The sequence below is a fragment of the Streptomyces justiciae genome (genome assembly GCF_015163075.1).
GTDB lineage: Bacteria > Actinomycetota > Actinomycetes > Streptomycetales > Streptomycetaceae > Streptomyces > Streptomyces justiciae.
The window spans coordinates 52746-66889 of sequence record NZ_JADDXU010000006.1 but is presented as its reverse complement, the minus strand read 5'-3'; the positions used below and the strand labels follow the sequence as shown (position 1 = coordinate 66889).

The 14144-nt window shown below is 70.7% G+C and carries 16 protein-coding genes and 1 riboswitch; of the genes, 7 read left to right on the top strand and 9 right to left on the bottom strand.

All coding sequences use genetic code 11. The features are described from left to right. Positions 1-16: 16 nt before the first annotated feature. The 6 genes from IQ210_RS18185 to IQ210_RS18160 all read right to left on the bottom strand — a co-directional run bounded on the left by IQ210_RS18185 (position 17) and on the right by IQ210_RS18160 (position 5137). On the bottom strand, positions 17-967 hold the full coding sequence (locus IQ210_RS18185) for an SCO2102 family sporulation regulator (RefSeq protein ID WP_194080085.1): 951 nt from the start codon (positions 965-967) through the stop codon (positions 17-19). Between the two features lie 56 nt (positions 968-1023). Continuing rightward, positions 1024-1947: a methylenetetrahydrofolate reductase [NAD(P)H] gene (metF, locus tag IQ210_RS18180; protein ID WP_194080084.1), complete on the bottom strand. Its 924-nt coding sequence runs from the start codon at positions 1945-1947 to the stop codon at positions 1024-1026. Between the two features lie 122 nt (positions 1948-2069). Next, positions 2070-2726, bottom strand: a complete 657-nt coding sequence (gene thiE / locus IQ210_RS18175) for a thiamine phosphate synthase (RefSeq protein ID WP_194080083.1) — start codon at positions 2724-2726, stop codon at positions 2070-2072. A 359-nt stretch (positions 2727-3085) separates the two neighbouring features. Next, on the bottom strand, positions 3086-3457 hold the full coding sequence (locus IQ210_RS18170; RefSeq protein WP_194080082.1) for an Rv2175c family DNA-binding protein: 372 nt from the start codon (positions 3455-3457) through the stop codon (positions 3086-3088). Between the two features lie 76 nt (positions 3458-3533). Continuing rightward, positions 3534-4754 (bottom strand): NAD(P)/FAD-dependent oxidoreductase, encoded by a 1221-nt coding sequence (locus IQ210_RS18165; RefSeq protein ID WP_194080081.1) that lies wholly within the window; start codon positions 4752-4754, stop codon positions 3534-3536. Between the two features lie 32 nt (positions 4755-4786). Further along, entirely contained in the window at positions 4787-5137 is a 351-nt protein-coding gene (locus tag IQ210_RS18160; RefSeq protein ID WP_194080080.1) for a hypothetical protein, read from the bottom strand. 52 nt (positions 5138-5189) lie between these two features. Further along, positions 5190-5301: riboswitch (TPP riboswitch) on the top strand. On the opposite strand from IQ210_RS18160, the gene thiO reads away from it, so the two are divergent. The 6 genes from thiO to IQ210_RS18130 all read left to right on the top strand — a co-directional run bounded on the left by thiO (position 5299) and on the right by IQ210_RS18130 (position 10994). After that, entirely contained in the window at positions 5299-6459 is a 1161-nt protein-coding gene (gene thiO / locus IQ210_RS18155; protein ID WP_194080079.1) for a glycine oxidase ThiO, read from the top strand. (Overlaps the previous riboswitch by 3 nt.) Next, positions 6456-6656 carry a sulfur carrier protein ThiS gene (thiS, locus tag IQ210_RS18150; protein WP_126271412.1) on the top strand — a complete coding sequence of 67 codons (201 nt, stop codon included), beginning with the start codon at positions 6456-6458 and terminating at the stop codon, positions 6654-6656. The genes thiO and thiS overlap by 4 nt, the downstream gene beginning before the upstream one ends. 3 nt (positions 6657-6659) lie before the next feature. Beyond that, entirely contained in the window at positions 6660-7454 is a 795-nt protein-coding gene (locus IQ210_RS18145; RefSeq protein ID WP_194080078.1) for a thiazole synthase, read from the top strand. Positions 7455-7572: 118 nt separating this feature from the next. Further along, complete coding sequence (pknB, locus tag IQ210_RS18140; RefSeq protein WP_194080077.1) at positions 7573-9501, top strand: Stk1 family PASTA domain-containing Ser/Thr kinase; 1929 nt, start codon at positions 7573-7575, stop codon at positions 9499-9501. A gap of 58 nt (positions 9502-9559) precedes the next feature. Then, positions 9560-10420, top strand: coding sequence for a deoxyribonuclease IV (locus tag IQ210_RS18135; RefSeq protein WP_194080076.1), 861 nt, complete (start codon positions 9560-9562; stop codon positions 10418-10420). Between the two features lie 76 nt (positions 10421-10496). Continuing rightward, on the top strand, positions 10497-10994 hold the full coding sequence (locus tag IQ210_RS18130; protein ID WP_194080075.1) for a DUF4396 domain-containing protein: 498 nt from the start codon (positions 10497-10499) through the stop codon (positions 10992-10994). A gap of 16 nt (positions 10995-11010) precedes the next feature. Here IQ210_RS18130 and IQ210_RS18125 read toward each other — a convergent pair whose 3' ends face one another. Beyond that, a complete protein-coding gene (locus IQ210_RS18125) occupies positions 11011-11643 on the bottom strand; it encodes a sulfite oxidase-like oxidoreductase (RefSeq protein WP_194080074.1) in 633 nt (210 codons plus the stop codon). 175 nt (positions 11644-11818) lie between these two features. Here IQ210_RS18125 and bfr point away from each other — a divergent pair, with 175 nt between their 5' ends. Further along, positions 11819-12298, top strand: coding sequence for a bacterioferritin (gene bfr / locus IQ210_RS18120; RefSeq protein WP_194080073.1), 480 nt, complete (start codon positions 11819-11821; stop codon positions 12296-12298). An 11-nt stretch (positions 12299-12309) separates the two neighbouring features. On the opposite strand, the gene IQ210_RS18115 is transcribed toward bfr, so the two are convergent. Both IQ210_RS18115 and IQ210_RS18110 read right to left on the bottom strand, forming a co-directional pair. Further along, a complete protein-coding gene (locus IQ210_RS18115) occupies positions 12310-12561 on the bottom strand; it encodes a (2Fe-2S)-binding protein (protein WP_194080072.1) in 252 nt (83 codons plus the stop codon). Positions 12562-12699: 138 nt separating this feature from the next. After that, positions 12700-14052, bottom strand: coding sequence for a class II 3-deoxy-7-phosphoheptulonate synthase (locus IQ210_RS18110; RefSeq protein ID WP_194080071.1), 1353 nt, complete (start codon positions 14050-14052; stop codon positions 12700-12702). Between the last annotated feature and the right edge of the window lie 92 nt (positions 14053-14144).

Sequence of the window (14144 nt, the reverse complement as noted above, 5' to 3'; positions counted from 1 at the left end):
TTCCGCTGACCGCTCCTCAGAAGCGGTACTGCTCGTCGTAGCCGTTCCCCTGCTGGCCGTTGCCCTGGTAGGGGTACTGCTGCTCCGGCGGGAGTTCGCCGCCGTAGGAGTCGTCGGAGCGCTGCTGCGGGACCCAGACGCCGCCGGCCGGGGTCTCGCCGCCGTAGGTCGCGTTGCCGTACTGGTCCTGGCCGTAGGCCTGCTGGCCGTAGTTCTGCTGGCCGCCGTACGAGGTGTCGTAGCCGGCGCCGCCGTAGGTCTGGGTGCCGATGTACGGGTCGGAGTAGGCGGCGTACTGCTGCTGTCCGGCCATGTCGTAGCCGTACTGCTGCTGGTCGTAGCCGGTGTACCCGTCGTAGGAGTAGCTCTGGTCGGCGCCCTGGGCGGCCGTCGCGTACTGGTCCTGGCCGGCGTAGGTGCCGTCGCCGGCCGCCGCCGGGTAGGGGGTGTCGCCGTATATGCCGTAGGAGCCGGTGTCGTCCGGCATCGGCTGGGGCTCGTAGACCGCGGTGGTCTCGGCCGCCGCGGCGGGGCGGGCGGGCGTGAACACGTCGTCGCGGTCGTAGTCGTCGCCGTAACCGGCCGGGTCCTGGCGGTAGTCGGCCTCGTCGCCGTAGGCCGCGTCCGTCGCCTCGAGGTCGGAGACCTCCAGGGTGGGCTCCTCGCGGCCGCGCTCGCGGCGCTTGCCGCCGGTCAGGCCGCCCAGGGCCGCCGGCGGATTGACCGCCCAGCCCTGTTCGAAGCCGCGGCGGAAGGAGAGCGTGACGTACGTCTGGCCGATCGCGAAGGCGATGGCGCCCAGCCCGATGACGACGACCGACGGGATCAGCACACCGAGGACGACGCCGAGGAAGCCCGCGAAGGCGAGCAGGCGCCAGCGCAGCCGCGCCTTGTACTGGAGCAGCACCTCGCCGAGCAACCACAGCGCGACGATTCCGAACGCGATGTAGAGGACCGTCCAGCCCATGTACGCCCCTCTCCCAGTGACCGCTACGCAGTGTGTCGTATATCCGTGCGGCCGGTCTAGGCCTGCGGTGGGTGGTGCAGGCCCAGGTTCTCGTAGATTTCCAGCGTCGCCGTGGAGTTGTTGAGCGTGATGAAGTGCAGTCCGGGCACTCCCTCGGCCAGCAGCCGCGCGCAGAACTCGGTGGCGAAGTCGATACCGATGGAGCGTACAGCGGCCGGATCGTCTTTTGCTGTGAGGATCCGCTCTTTCAGGACGGAGGGGATCGACGCGTTGCTGAGCTGCGGAAGCCGTTCGAGCATCTTCACACTCGTGACCGGCATCACCTCGGGGATGACCGGGGTGGCGCAGCCGGCGGCGGCCACGCGGTCGCGGAGGCGAAGGTAGGAGTCGGGCTCGAAGAACATCTGCGTGATGGCGTAGTCGGCGCCGGCGCGGCACTTGTCGACGAAGTGCTCGACGTCCGTGTCCCAGTCGCCGGAGCGCGGGTGCATCTCCGGGAAGGCGGCGACGCCGACGCAGAAGTCACCCGACTCCTTGATGAGCCGGACGAGTTCGGCCGCGTACGTCAGGCCCTGCGGATGCGGCACCCAGTCGCCCATGGGGTCGCCGGGCGGGTCGCCGCGCACGGCGAGCATGTTGCGGATCCCGGCGTCGGCGTACTGGCCGATGATGTTGCGCAGCTCGGCGATCGAGTGGTTGACCGCGGTGAGGTGGGCGACCGGGGTGAGCGTGGTGTCCGCGGCGATCTGCTCGGTGGCGCGGACGGTGCCGGCGCGGGTGGAGCCGCCGGCGCCGTAGGTCACGGAGACGAAGTCGGGGGCCACCGCCTCGACCCTCCGCAGCGCGTTCCACAGGTTCCGCTCGCCCTTCTCCGTCTTCGGAGCCCAGAACTCGAACGAGTAGGCGGTTTTGCCGGTGGCGAGGATGTCGCGCACGGTGCGTGCGCGGTCCGTCCTGGTGGATGCGGTTCCGAGGGCCATACCGGCAGGTTAGCCAGGGGGCGCTGGTCGCCCAACCAGATCACGGAAATTTGCCCGTTTTGTCGATTTACTGTCCACCCATCGGACAGTTTTCGGACAGCGAGGGCCCACGATGTGGCTGGTCACCGCTGACGCAGGCGCTTGGCGAACTCCGCGGCGGCCGCGCCGGGGTCGGTCGCCTCCGTGATGGCGCGTACGACGACGACACGGTCCGCGCCCGCCTCCAGCACCTCGTCGAGGTTGCCGAGGTCGATGCCGCCGATGGCGAACCAGGGGCGGTCGGTGCGGAGGGCGGCGGTGTGGCGGACCAGGTCGAGGCCGGGGGCGTGGCGGCCGGGCTTGGTGGGGGTGGGCCAGCAGGGGCCGGTGCAGAAGTAGTCGACGCCGTCCTGGACCGCGGCGGCGGTGGCTTCCTGATCCGCGTGGGTGGAGCGGCCGATGAGGACGTCGTCGCCGAGGATCGCGCGGGCCGCGGGGACCGGGAGGTCGCCCTGGCCGAGGTGGAGTACGTCGGCGCCGGCGGCGTGGGCGACGTCCGCGCGGTCGTTGACGGCGAGGAGTTTGCCGTGGCGGGCGCAGGCGTCGGCGAAGACTTGGAGGTGCTCCAGTTCCTCGGCGGCCTCCATGCCCTTGTCGCGGAGCTGCACGATGTCGACGCCGCCGGCGAGGACCGCGTCGAGGAACTCCGGGAGGTCGCCCTGGCGCTTGCGGGCGTCCGTGCAGAGGTAGACGCGGGCGTCGGCGAGCTGGGCGCGGGCGGTGCGGGCGGCGTCGGTCATGTTCGGTCCCCCGGTGTCGGTGGCGTACGGCCGTGGACGAGTGCGGTCGGCCTTGGCGGCGGGCGGTAGTGAACCACAGGTGGGTCGGGGCGGGGCATGCCGGTGTGCCGTGGTGGGTCACGCGGGCCGAGGTGCGTGTCACTCACCCGCGCTCGCGGGGCACCGCCGCGCCCACCCGTGCCGCCCTGCGGCACGACTGCCCGCAGCTAGGCGAACAAGGCGGGTGCCACTGCTCGGGTGGGAGCCGCCCCAGCGGCACGACCGCCCGCAGCTAAGCGGATGCCAGGGTGGGCAGCCGCCCCGGTCCGGGGCCGCACAGACATCCTGCGGCCCCGGTTCACGCACCGGACGGTGTTCGGTCAGACCGCCAGTGCCTGGGCTCGGCGCTTCACCTCTGTGCCTCGGTTCTCGCTGAGGGCCTGGGCGGGGGTGCCGGGGAGGCTGTCGTCGGGGGTGAAGAGCCACTCCAGCATCTCTTCGTCGGTGAAGCCGTCGTCCCTCAGAAGGGTCAGGGTCCCGGTGAGGCCCTTGACGACCTTCTGCTCGGCCCCGTCGATGAAGGCGGCGGGGACGTGCAGTGCGCGGTTCTCACCTCGGCGTACGGCGATGAGCTGGCCCTCCTTGACCAGCTGCCGCACACGCGTCACCTCGACGTCCAGCATTTCTGCGATGTCGGGGAGGGTGAGCCAGGCGGGGACGAGAGCATCGATCTTTGCGTCAATCTCGGTCACGGAATCAAGCCTGCCATCCCGCACTGACAGTCGGAAGCCGGGGCCACCCGAAACGGCCCCTACCTCGACATTTCCGCTAGACCACCGCCGCCTTCAGCGGCCGCCCCGGGTCTGACAGCAGCCCGGGGTCGAGTGCCGTCCCCGCCTCGATCAGCCGCCGCCCCTGCGCAAGATCGCGCGGCCGGCCCACCGCCAGCAGCGCGACCAGCCGGTTCTCCCGCAGCCAGCACACCGTCCAGGCCGGTCCGGACGGGTCCCCGCGCCACAGGACCGTGTCGGCGGACGTGTGATGGCCGGCGTACTGGACGAAACGGCCGAACTGCTCGGACCAGAAGTACGGCACCGGGTCGTAGACCGACGGCGTCTCGCCGATGATGTTGGCCGCGACCGTGCGCGGCCCCTGGAGGGCGTTGTCCCAGTGGTGGACCAGCAGCCGCTCGCCGTAGCGCCCCGAGGGGAAGGACGCGCAGTCGCCCACGGCGTACACGTCCGGGACCGACGTGCGCAGCCCCGCGTCGGCCACGACCTCGCCGTGTGCACCGAGGTCGATGCCCGAGCCGGACAGCCAGGACGTGGCCGGGCGGGCGCCGATGCCGACCACGACCGCGTCCGCGGGCAGCCGGGAACCGTCGTCGAGGACGACCTCGCCGGGCTCGATGTGCGCCACGCGTGCGTGGGTGCGCAGAGTTGCGCCGGCGTCGGCGTACCAGGCCGCCATGGGCGTGGCCACCTCCGCGGGCAGCGCCCCCGCGAGCGGCCGGTCGGCGGCCTCGACGACGGTCACCGCGCAGCCCGCGTCGCGCGCGGCGGTGGCGAACTCGGCGCCGATCCAGCCCGCGCCGACGACCACGATGTCGTGCTGCCGGGCGAGCACCGGGCGCAGCCGTTCGGCGTCGTCGAGGGTGCGCAGCAGATGGACGCCGGGCACACCCTCCGCGCCGGGCAGCCGGATCGGTTCCGCGCCGGTGGCGAGGACCAGGACGTCGTACGGCACCGGCCCGCCCTCGGCGTCCAGTTCGTGGTCGGCCGGGCGGACGCCGAGCACCTCGACGCCGAGCCGCAGGTCGATGCCGAGCGCCTCGAAGTCGACGTCGAAGGCGGAGCCCTCGGCCTTGCCGAGCAGTACCGCCTTGGACAGCGGCGGCCGGTCGTACGGTTGGTGGGGTTCCGCGCCGATCAGTGTCACCGTGCCGGTGAAGCCCTGTTCGCGCAGGGCCACGGCGGTCTGTACGCCGGCCATGCCCGCGCCGACCACGACCACCCGTCGCCGCGCCTGCGTCTCCGTCTCGTCGCTCACCTGATCACCATAGACAACTGACAATTTGTCAGTCAGGAGTCGTGCACCGTGACCTGCTCCACAACGCTGGTCCCGCTGCCGGGCTGCGACTCCCACGCCCAGCTCTCCTCCAGCCGCACCCGGCCGTCCGCGAGCTCCACGACCGTCGAGACGCAGTGCCCGCTCGACGTCGTCCCGTCGTGCTTCAGCTGTACGTACCGGAAGTCGAGCCGGTCGCCCGCCCGCGTGCCCACCAGATGCCCGCGGACTACGTCGCCGCCCTCGTACTCGGCCCAGATCTCGCCGTCCTTCTCGTGGTACGTGAACCGGGTGCGGGTACCCACCTGACCTGGGGCCTGGTCGGCGACGGGGGCGAGGACGAGGCCGTCCAGCGAGCGGGCCATGACAGTGGGCCTCCTTACAAAAGGGCAAAACCAAGAGCTAGGGTGGCCAACGTAGAGCACTCGCGGGAGCCCGGACGCACCGGGCTGAGAGGGAGGCTGGCGGCCTCCGACCGTACGAACCTGATCCGGGTCATGCCGGCGAAGGGAGGGGCTGGACGCCCATGTCCTCACGTACGTCAGACGTCCTCGTCGTCGGGGGCGGAATCATCGGCCTCGTCACGGCCTGGCGGGCCGCGCAGCGCGGTTTCGCCACGGCCGTCGTGGACCCCGAACCGGGCGGCGGGGCCGCCCAGGTGGCGGCCGGCATGCTCGCCGCCGTCACCGAACTGCACTACGGCGAGCAGACCCTGCTCGGCCTGAACCTGGCCTCGGCCCGCCGCTATCCGGACTTCGCGGCCGAACTGACCGACCTGACCGGGCTCGACCTCGGCTACCGCCGCTGCGGCACGCTCGCCGTCGCCCTGGACGCCGACGACCGTGCCCACCTGCGCGAACTGCACGCCCTGCAACAGCAGTCGGGGCTGGAGTCCGAGTGGCTGTCAGGGCGGGAGTGCCGGCGTCTGGAGCCGATGCTCGCGCCGGGCGTGCGCGGCGGGCTGCGGGTGGACGGCGACCACCAGATCGACCCCCGGCGGCTGACCAAGGCGCTGCTGGCCGCCTGTGAGCGGGCGGGTGTGGTGTTCCACCGCGACTGGGCCGAGCGGCTCGACGTCGTGCGGGAGCGGGCCGCGGGCCTCACGACGACCGACGGTACGCGGCTGGGCGCGGGGCAGGTCGTGCTGGCGGCGGGCAGCCTCAGCGGCCGCCTCGCCGGGGTCCCGGACGCCGTACTGCCCCCGGTCCGCCCGGTGAAGGGCCAGGTGCTGCGGCTGACCGTGCCGTCCCGGTACGCGCCGTTCCTGAGCCGGACCGTGCGGGCCGTGGTGCGCGGCAGCCAGGTCTATCTGGTGCCGCGCGAGAGCGGTGAGCTGGTGATCGGGGCGACCAGCGAGGAGCAGGGCTGGGACACGACGGTGACCGCGGGCGGGGTGTACGAGCTGCTGCGCGACGCCCATGAGCTGGTGCCCGGCATCACCGAGCTGCCGCTGACGGAGACCCGCGCGGGGCTGCGTCCCGGCTCCCCCGACAACGCGCCCTTGCTCGGCCCGACCGAGCTGCCGGGACTGCTGCTGGCCACCGGCCACTACCGCAACGGCGTGCTGCTGACGCCGGTCACCGGCGACGCCATGGCCCACGCCCTGACCACCGGTGAACTCCCGGACGAGGCCCGCCCGTTCACCCCCAGGCGATTCGCGAAGCACCTCACGGAGCAGCCCGCATGAACATCTCCGTCAACGGGGAGCCGCGCCAGTTCGCTCCCGGCACGGCGCTCGACACCGTCGTGCGCGCCCTCACCCCGGCACCCTCCGGAGTGGCCGCCGCCCTCAACGAAACCGTCGTCCCGCGCGCGCAGTGGCCGTCGACGCCCCTCTCCGAGGGGGACCGCGTCGAGGTCCTGACCGCCGTCCAAGGAGGCTGACCCATGGCCGACGATCCCTTCGTCCTCGGCGGTACGACGTTCTCGTCCCGGCTGATCATGGGCACGGGCGGGGCGCCCAGCCTGGACGTGCTGAAGCGGGCGCTGGTCGCCTCGGGCACGGAACTCACGACGGTCGCGATGCGGCGCGTGGACCCGAACGTGCACGGCTCGGTCCTGTCCGTGCTGACCGAGCTCGGCATCCAGGTGCTGCCGAACACGGCCGGCTGCTTCACGGCGGGCGAGGCGGTGCTGACGGCCCGCCTCGCGCGCGAGGCGCTCGGCACGGACCTGATCAAGGTGGAGGTCATCGCCGACGAGCGCACCCTGCTGCCGGACCCGATCGAGCTCCTGGAGGCGGCGGAGACCCTGGTCGACGACGGCTTCACGGTGCTGCCGTACACCAACGACGACCCGGTCCTCGCGCGGAAGCTGGAGGACGTGGGGTGCGCGGCGATCATGCCGCTGGGCTCCCCCATCGGGTCCGGGCTCGGCATCCGCAACCCGCACAACTTCCAGCTGATCGTCGAGCACGCGCGCGTGCCGGTGATCCTGGACGCCGGGGCGGGTACGGCGTCGGACGCGGCGCTCGCGATGGAGCTGGGGTGCGCGGGTGTGATGCTCGCCTCGGCGGTGACGCGCGCCCAGGAGCCGGAGCTGATGGCGCACGCGATGCGGCACGCGGTCGAGGCGGGCCGGCTGGCCCACCGGGCGGGCCGCATTCCCAAGCGGCACTTCGCCGAAGCGTCCTCCCCCACCGAGGGGTTGGCGCGCCTGGACCCGGAACGCCCGGCATTCTGAACGTACGTTCGAGGAGATTCGGGAGCGGGTGCGAGGTCCGTCACAGCTCGGCTTCAGTCCCGCCCCGATCTCACCCGAACCCCCGGCCCTGTCAGTCACGGCTCGTACACTCACCTGCGTGGATACGACCCTTCAGGACCCTCTGGTCGGGCAGGTGCTCGACGGCCGGTACCGCGTGGAAGCGCGGATCGCCGTCGGCGGGATGGCCACGGTCTACCGGGCCCTGGACACCCGCCTCGACCGCGTGCTCGCCCTGAAGGTCATGCACCCGGGCCTCGCCGCCGACGCCACCTTCGTCGACCGCTTCATCCGCGAGGCCAAGTCCGTCGCCCGGCTCGCCCACCCCAACGTGGTGCAGGTCTTCGACCAGGGCACCGACGGGTCGTACGTCTATCTCGCCATGGAGTACGTCGCCGGCTGCACCCTGCGTGACGTGCTGCGCGACCGCGGGGCGCTGCAACCGCGGGCCGCCCTCGACATCCTGGAGCCGGTGCTGGCCGCGCTCGGCGCCGCGCACCGCGCCGGGTTCGTGCACCGCGACATGAAGCCCGAGAACGTGCTGATAGGGGACGACGGCCGGGTCAAGGTCGCCGACTTCGGACTGGTCCGCTCGGTCGACACCGTCACCAACACCAGCGGTGCCGTGCTCGGCACCGTCTCCTATCTCGCGCCCGAGCAGATCGAACAGCCGGGCGCCGCGGATGCCCGCGTCGACGTGTACGCGTGCGGTGTCGTGCTGTACGAGATGCTGACCGGCGAGAAGCCGCACGACGGGGACTCGCCCGCGATCGTCCTCTACAAGCACCTGCACGAGGACGTCCCGCCACCCTCGGCGATCGTGCCGGGCCTGCCGTTCGCGCTGGACGAGCTGGTCGCGTCGGCGACCGCCCGCACCCCGGACGTCCGCCCGTACGACGCCGTGGCGATGCTCGGCCAGGCCCGCGAGGCGCGTGCCGCGCTCAGCGCGGACCAGCTGGACGCCGTACCGCCGCAGGCGCTGACCACCGAGCACAACAACACCGAGGACCGGACGAGCGTGATCCCGCGCTCGCTGACGGTGCCGCGGCCGCTGCCGGTCAACGAGGACGACGATCCCGCGCTCAACCGCACCAGCCGGTTCGCGACCCCACCGCCCCCGCCGCCCCGGCGCCGCCGCTCCGGCGTTCCGCGCGGGCCGCTCGCGATCGTCGTCGCCCTGCTGCTGATCCTCGGTGTCGGCGCGGGCGTCTGGTACATCAACTCCGGGCAGTTCACCAAGGTCCCGGCGCTGATCGGGAAGACCGAGGCGCAGGCGCGTGAGCGGCTCTCCCAGGAGGGCCTCGACGTCGGCAAGATCAAGCATGCCTACAGCGACACCGTGAAGCGGGGCCGGGTCATCAGCTCCGACCCCGGTGTGGGCACCCGCATACGGAACAACGACTCGGTGGCGCTCACCGTCTCCGACGGTCCCGAGACCGTGGAGCTGGCCGACCTCAAGGGCTACCGGCTGGACAAGGCGCGGCTCCGGCTGAAGAACGACGGCCTCGAACCGGGCATGGTCACCCGGGAGTTCAGCTCCGACGTCATCAAGGGCTTCGTGATCCGCACCGACCCCGAGGGCGGCACCAAGCTCCACGCGGGCACGGCCGTCGCCCTGGTCGTCAGCAAGGGCAGCCCGGTCGAGGTCCCGGACGTCACCGGCGAGAGCCTGGAGGACGCCAAGGCGGATCTGACGGAGGCGGGCCTGAAGGTGAAGGTCGCCACCGAGCAGGTCAACTCCGAGTACGACAAGGGCCAGGTCGCCGCCCAGACGCCGGGCGAGGGCAGTAGGGCCGCCGAGGGCGACACCGTGACGCTGACGATCTCCAAGGGTCCGGAGATGGTCGAGGTCCCGGACGTGGTGGGCGACAGCGTCGACGACGCGAAGGCCGCGCTGGAGGGCGCCGGGTTCGAGGTCGACGAGGACCGCGGCATCCTGGGGCTGTTCGGCGACACCGTGAAGAGCCAGTCCGTGGACGGCGGCGACACCGCGCCCAAGGGGTCGACGATCACGATCGAGATCCGCTAGGACCTGACCTTGGACCGCCGACGGGGCACTCCCCCGCGCATGACACCCTGAACGGGTGATGACTCAGCGCAACCCCGTCGGCGGCCATGTCCCCGTGGCCGGCGGTCTGAACTCCGTCGGCCTGTCCTATGCCCGCGATCTGAAGGCCGAGACCGTACAGGTCTTCGTCGCCAACCCGCGCGGCTGGGCCACGCCCGCCGGCAACCCGCGGCAGGACGAGCAGTTCCGGGCGGCCTGCGAGGCGGAGTCGATCCCGGCGTACGTCCATGCCCCGTACCTGATCAACTTCGGCTCGCACACCGAGGCCACTGTCGAGAAGTCGGTGGAGAGCATGCGGCACTCGCTGCGGCGCGGGCGGGAGATCGGGGCGCTCGGCGTGGTCGTGCACACGGGCAGCGCGACCGGCGGCCGGGACCGGTCGGTAGCGCTGAAGCAGGTCCGGGAGTACATGCTGCCGCTGCTCGACGAGCTCACCCACGACGACGACCCGTTCCTGCTGCTGGAGTCGACCGCAGGACAGGGCGCCTCGCTGTGCTCGCGCACCTGGGACTTCGGGCCGTACTTCGAGGCGCTGGACGCCCATCCCAAGCTGGGGATCTGCCTCGACACCTGCCACATCTTCGCGGCCGGACACGATCTGACCGGCCCGTCCGGCATGCACCAGACCCTCGACCTGCTGGTGGACACCGTCGGCGAGGGGCGGCTGAAGCTGATCCACGCCAACGACTCCAAGGACGTCGTAGGCGCCCACAAGGACCGGCACGAGAACATCGGCGCCGGTCACATCGGCGAGGACCCGTTCCGGGCGCTGATGACCCACCCGGCCACGGCGGGCGTACCGCTGATCATCGAGACGCCCGGCGGGAAGGAAGGGCATGCCGCGGATGTGGAGCGACTGAAGAAACTTCGCGACGCATAACCCGTTACGGAATACCCCTGGGGGGTATACGGTTCCTGCTGGATGCAGGAACCGTTACCTGACGTTGGGGGCACTCATGCAGCACGAGGCGCACACAGGGCACGCTCACCACCGGCACGAGAGCCACCAGGCGCCCGGCAGCAGCTGGGCCATGGCCGTCCAGGCCACCCTCCACTGCCTCACCGGCTGCGCCATCGGCGAAGTGCTCGGCATGGTCATCGGTACCGCGCTCGGCTGGGGGAACCTGCCGACGACGATCCTCGCGATCGTCCTCGCGTTCTTCTTCGGCTACTCGCTCACCCTGCGCGGTGTCCTGCGCTCCGGCCTCGGATTCCGGGCCGCGGTGCAGGTGGCGCTGGCCGCGGACACGCTGTCGATCGCCGTGATGGAGCTGGTCGACAACGGGGTGATCGTGCTGTGGCCGGGCGCGATGGACGCGGAACTGGCCGACCTGCTGTTCTGGGGCGCACTGGCGATCTCGCTGGTCATCGCGTTCGTCGTCACCGTGCCGGTGAACAAGTGGATGATCGGCCGGGGCAAGGGGCACGCGGTGGTGCACCAGCACCACCACTGAACCAGGAGAGCAGACGTCAGAGCTCGGGGCCGTCCCCGGGCTCCTCCTGGTACGAGTACCGCTGCTCTTTCCACGGATCGCCGATGTTGTGATAGCCGCGCTCCTCCCAGAAGCCACGGCGGTCGGCGGTCATGTACTCGACGCCGCGGACCCATTTGGGTCCCTTCCAGGCGTACAGATGGGGGACGACCAGGCGGAGCGGGAAGCCGTGCTCGGCGGTCAGCAGCTCGCCGTCCTTGTGGGTGGCGAAGATCGTGCGGTCGGCGGCGAAGTCCGCGAGGCGCAGGTTGGAGCTGAAGCCGTACTCGGCCCACACCATCACATGGGTGACGTCCGGTGCGGGCGGGGCGATCTCCAGGACGGTCCGGGCGGGGACCCCGCCCCACTCGGCGCCGAGCATGCTGAACTTCGTCACGCAGTGCAGGTCCGCGAGGACGGAGGTGTACGGCAGGGCCGTGAACTCCTCGTGGTTCCAGCAGTGCTTCTCGCCGTCAGCGGTGGCGCCGAAGACCCGGAACTCCCAGCGCTCGGCCCGGAACTTGGGGACCGGCCCGTAGTGGGTGACGGGCCAGCCGCGCTGCAGTCGCTGCCCCGGCGGTAGCTCGGAATGCGCCGCTTCTCCACTTTCGCGCTCCACCGGCTGACCCATGACTCCATCCTGACAGACCAGGGACGGTGCACCTGACCAACCCCATCCCGATTCATCTCAAATCGGACTAAGCATGTACTTACTTACTAAGCGCAGACTTACTGGACGATCTTCGGTGACGGTGCAAGGATGCGGCGCAACCTGCCAGTTCCCCCCTTTGGAAGGAGCCTCTGCGATGCAGGGCGACCCCGAGGTCATCGAATTCCTCAACGAGCAGCTCACCGGCGAGCTCACCGCGATCAACCAGTACTTCCTGCACGCGAAGATGCAGGAGAACTTCGGCTGGACGAAGCTCGCGAAGTACACCCGCCACGAGTCGTTCGACGAGATGAAGCACGCCGAGGTGCTCACCGACCGGATTCTCTTCCTGGAGGGGCTGCCGAACTACCAGCGCCTGTTCCATGTCCGGGTCGGGCAGACGGTCAAGGAGATGTTCGAGGCGGACCGGCGGATCGAGGTCGAGGCGATCGACCGCCTCAAGCGCGGGATCGAGGTGATGCGCGCCAAGGGCGACATCACGTCGGCGAACATCTTCGAGTCGATCCTGGAGGACGAGGAGCACCACATCGACTACCTCGACACCCAGCTGGAGCTCCTGGAGAAGCTCGGTGAGGCGCTGTACATCGCCCAGCTGATCGAGCAGCCGGAGAGCTGAGCCGCGAGCGGCTAGGCGGCCTCTTCCAGCACCTCGACCTCGGACACCTCGGCGAGAACCGGCATGCCCTGGTCGGCCAGCTCGCGTCGCGGGCAGGCGCCCCGGCCCAGGATCGCCTGGATACGGCGGACGCAGGAACCGCAGTCCGTGCCCGCCTTGCAGGCGGAAGCTATCTGGCGGGGGGTGCAGGCACCGTCCGCGGCGTGCTTCTTCACCTGCTGCTCGGTGACCCCGAAACAACTGCAGACGTACACGCGGGTCACCTCCCGAGGGGATTGATCGGTCTTGCCATCCCCGTTGATCGGTGAGGCTAACCTAACCTTACCCGCCCTGCGGGAGCCGTAAAAGAGGAGTGGGGCGCGGATCGTATGTGATCCGCGCCCCACAGCCGTCTCAAGGACTCACTGGTCCCGGTACATCTCCGCCACGAGGAAGGCCAGGTCGAGCGACTGGCTGCGGTTCAGCCGGGGGTCGCAGGCCGTCTCGTAGCGCTGGTGCAGGTCGTCGACGAAGATCTCGTCGCCGCCGCCCACGCACTCGGTGACGTCGTCGCCGGTGAGCTCCACGTGGATGCCGCCCGGGTGGGTGCCGAGGGCCTTGTGGACCTCGAAGAAGCCCTTGACCTCGTCGAGCACGTCGTCGAAGCGGCGGGTCTTGTGACCGGAGGCCGCCTCGAAGGTGTTGCCGTGCATCGGGTCGGTCACCCAGGCGACCGTCGCACCGGAGGCGGTGACCTTCTCGACCAGCTCGGGCAGCTTGTCGCGGACCTTGTCCGCGCCCATGCGCACGATGAAGGTGAGGCGGCCCGGCTCGCGGTCGGGGTCGAGGCGCTCGATGTACTGGAGCGCCTCCTCGGCCGTGGTGGTCGGGCCGAGCTTGATGCCGATCGGGTTGCGGATCTTCGAGGCGAACTCGATGTGCGCGTGGTCCAGCTGCCGGGTGCGCTCACCGATCCACACCATGTGCGCGGAGACGTCGTACAGGCTGCCCGTGCGCGAGTCCACGCGGGTGAGGGCCGACTCGTAGTCGAGCAGCAGCGCCTCGTGCGAGGAGTAGAACTCGACGGTCTTGAACTCCTCCGGGTCGGTGCCGCAGGCCCGCATGAAGTTCAGCGCGTTGTCGATCTCCCGGGCAAGCTGCTCGTAGCGCTGGCCGGAGGGGGACGACTTCACGAAGTCCTGGTTCCAGGCGTGCACCTGGCGCAGGTCGGCGTAGCCGCCGGTGGTGAAGGCGCGCACCAGGTTGAGCGTGGAGGCGGAGGCGTTGTACATCCGCTTCAGGCGCTCGGGGTCCGGGACGCGGGCCTTCTCGTTGAAGTCGAAGCCGTTGACCGAGTCGCCGCGGTAGGTCGGCAGGGTCACGCCGTCGCGGGTCTCGGTGCCCTTGGAGCGCGGCTTGGAGTACTGGCCGGCGATCCGGCCGACCTTCACGACCGGCACCGAGGCGGCGTACGTCAGCACGGCGCCCATCTGGAGCAGGGTCTTCAGCTTGTTGCGGATGTGGTCGGCGGACACGGCGTCGAAGGCCTCGGCGCAGTCGCCGCCCTGGAGGAGGAACGCCTCTCCCTTGGCGACGGCCGCCATCCGGGCGCGCAGCTGATCGCACTCGCCCGCGAAGACGAGCGGCGGATACGACTCCAGCTCCGCAACGACTGCGCGCAGAGCCTCGGTGTCGGGGTACTCGGGCTGCTGCGCCGCGGGCAGTTCTCGCCAGGTGTTGCCAGCGCTCGCGCTGGTCTTAGCGTTCACGGTCACCCCGTAAACATTACGTGGTCGTGTCGTGGGTCCATTCATCTGCTCATCAAGTGAGACGCGTTCCGCTCGTACGGGGTCACGGTCCGCGACCC

Bases quoted from the DNA above. Each gene is read 5' to 3' on its own strand.
- IQ210_RS18160 (WP_194080080.1), bottom strand. From the start codon at position 5,137: ATGGCCCGCTCGCTGGACGGCCTCGTCCTCGCCCCCGTCGCCGACCAG.
- thiO (WP_194080079.1), top strand. From the start codon at position 5,299: ATGTCCTCACGTACGTCAGACGTCCTCGTCGTCGGGGGCGGAATCATC.
- IQ210_RS18130 (WP_194080075.1), top strand. From the start codon at position 10,497: ATGCAGCACGAGGCGCACACAGGGCACGCTCACCACCGGCACGAGAGC.
- IQ210_RS18135 (WP_194080076.1), top strand. From the start codon at position 9,560: ATGACTCAGCGCAACCCCGTCGGCGGCCATGTCCCCGTGGCCGGCGGT.
- thiE (WP_194080083.1), bottom strand. From the start codon at position 2,726: ATGACCGACGCCGCCCGCACCGCCCGCGCCCAGCTCGCCGACGCCCGC.
- metF (WP_194080084.1), bottom strand. From the start codon at position 1,947: ATGGCCCTCGGAACCGCATCCACCAGGACGGACCGCGCACGCACCGTG.
- thiS (WP_126271412.1), top strand. From the start codon at position 6,456: ATGAACATCTCCGTCAACGGGGAGCCGCGCCAGTTCGCTCCCGGCACG.
- bfr (WP_194080073.1), top strand. From the start codon at position 11,819: ATGCAGGGCGACCCCGAGGTCATCGAATTCCTCAACGAGCAGCTCACC.
- IQ210_RS18125 (WP_194080074.1), bottom strand. From the start codon at position 11,643: ATGGGTCAGCCGGTGGAGCGCGAAAGTGGAGAAGCGGCGCATTCCGAG.
- IQ210_RS18185 (WP_194080085.1), bottom strand. From the start codon at position 967: ATGGGCTGGACGGTCCTCTACATCGCGTTCGGAATCGTCGCGCTGTGG.
- IQ210_RS18145 (WP_194080078.1), top strand. From the start codon at position 6,660: ATGGCCGACGATCCCTTCGTCCTCGGCGGTACGACGTTCTCGTCCCGG.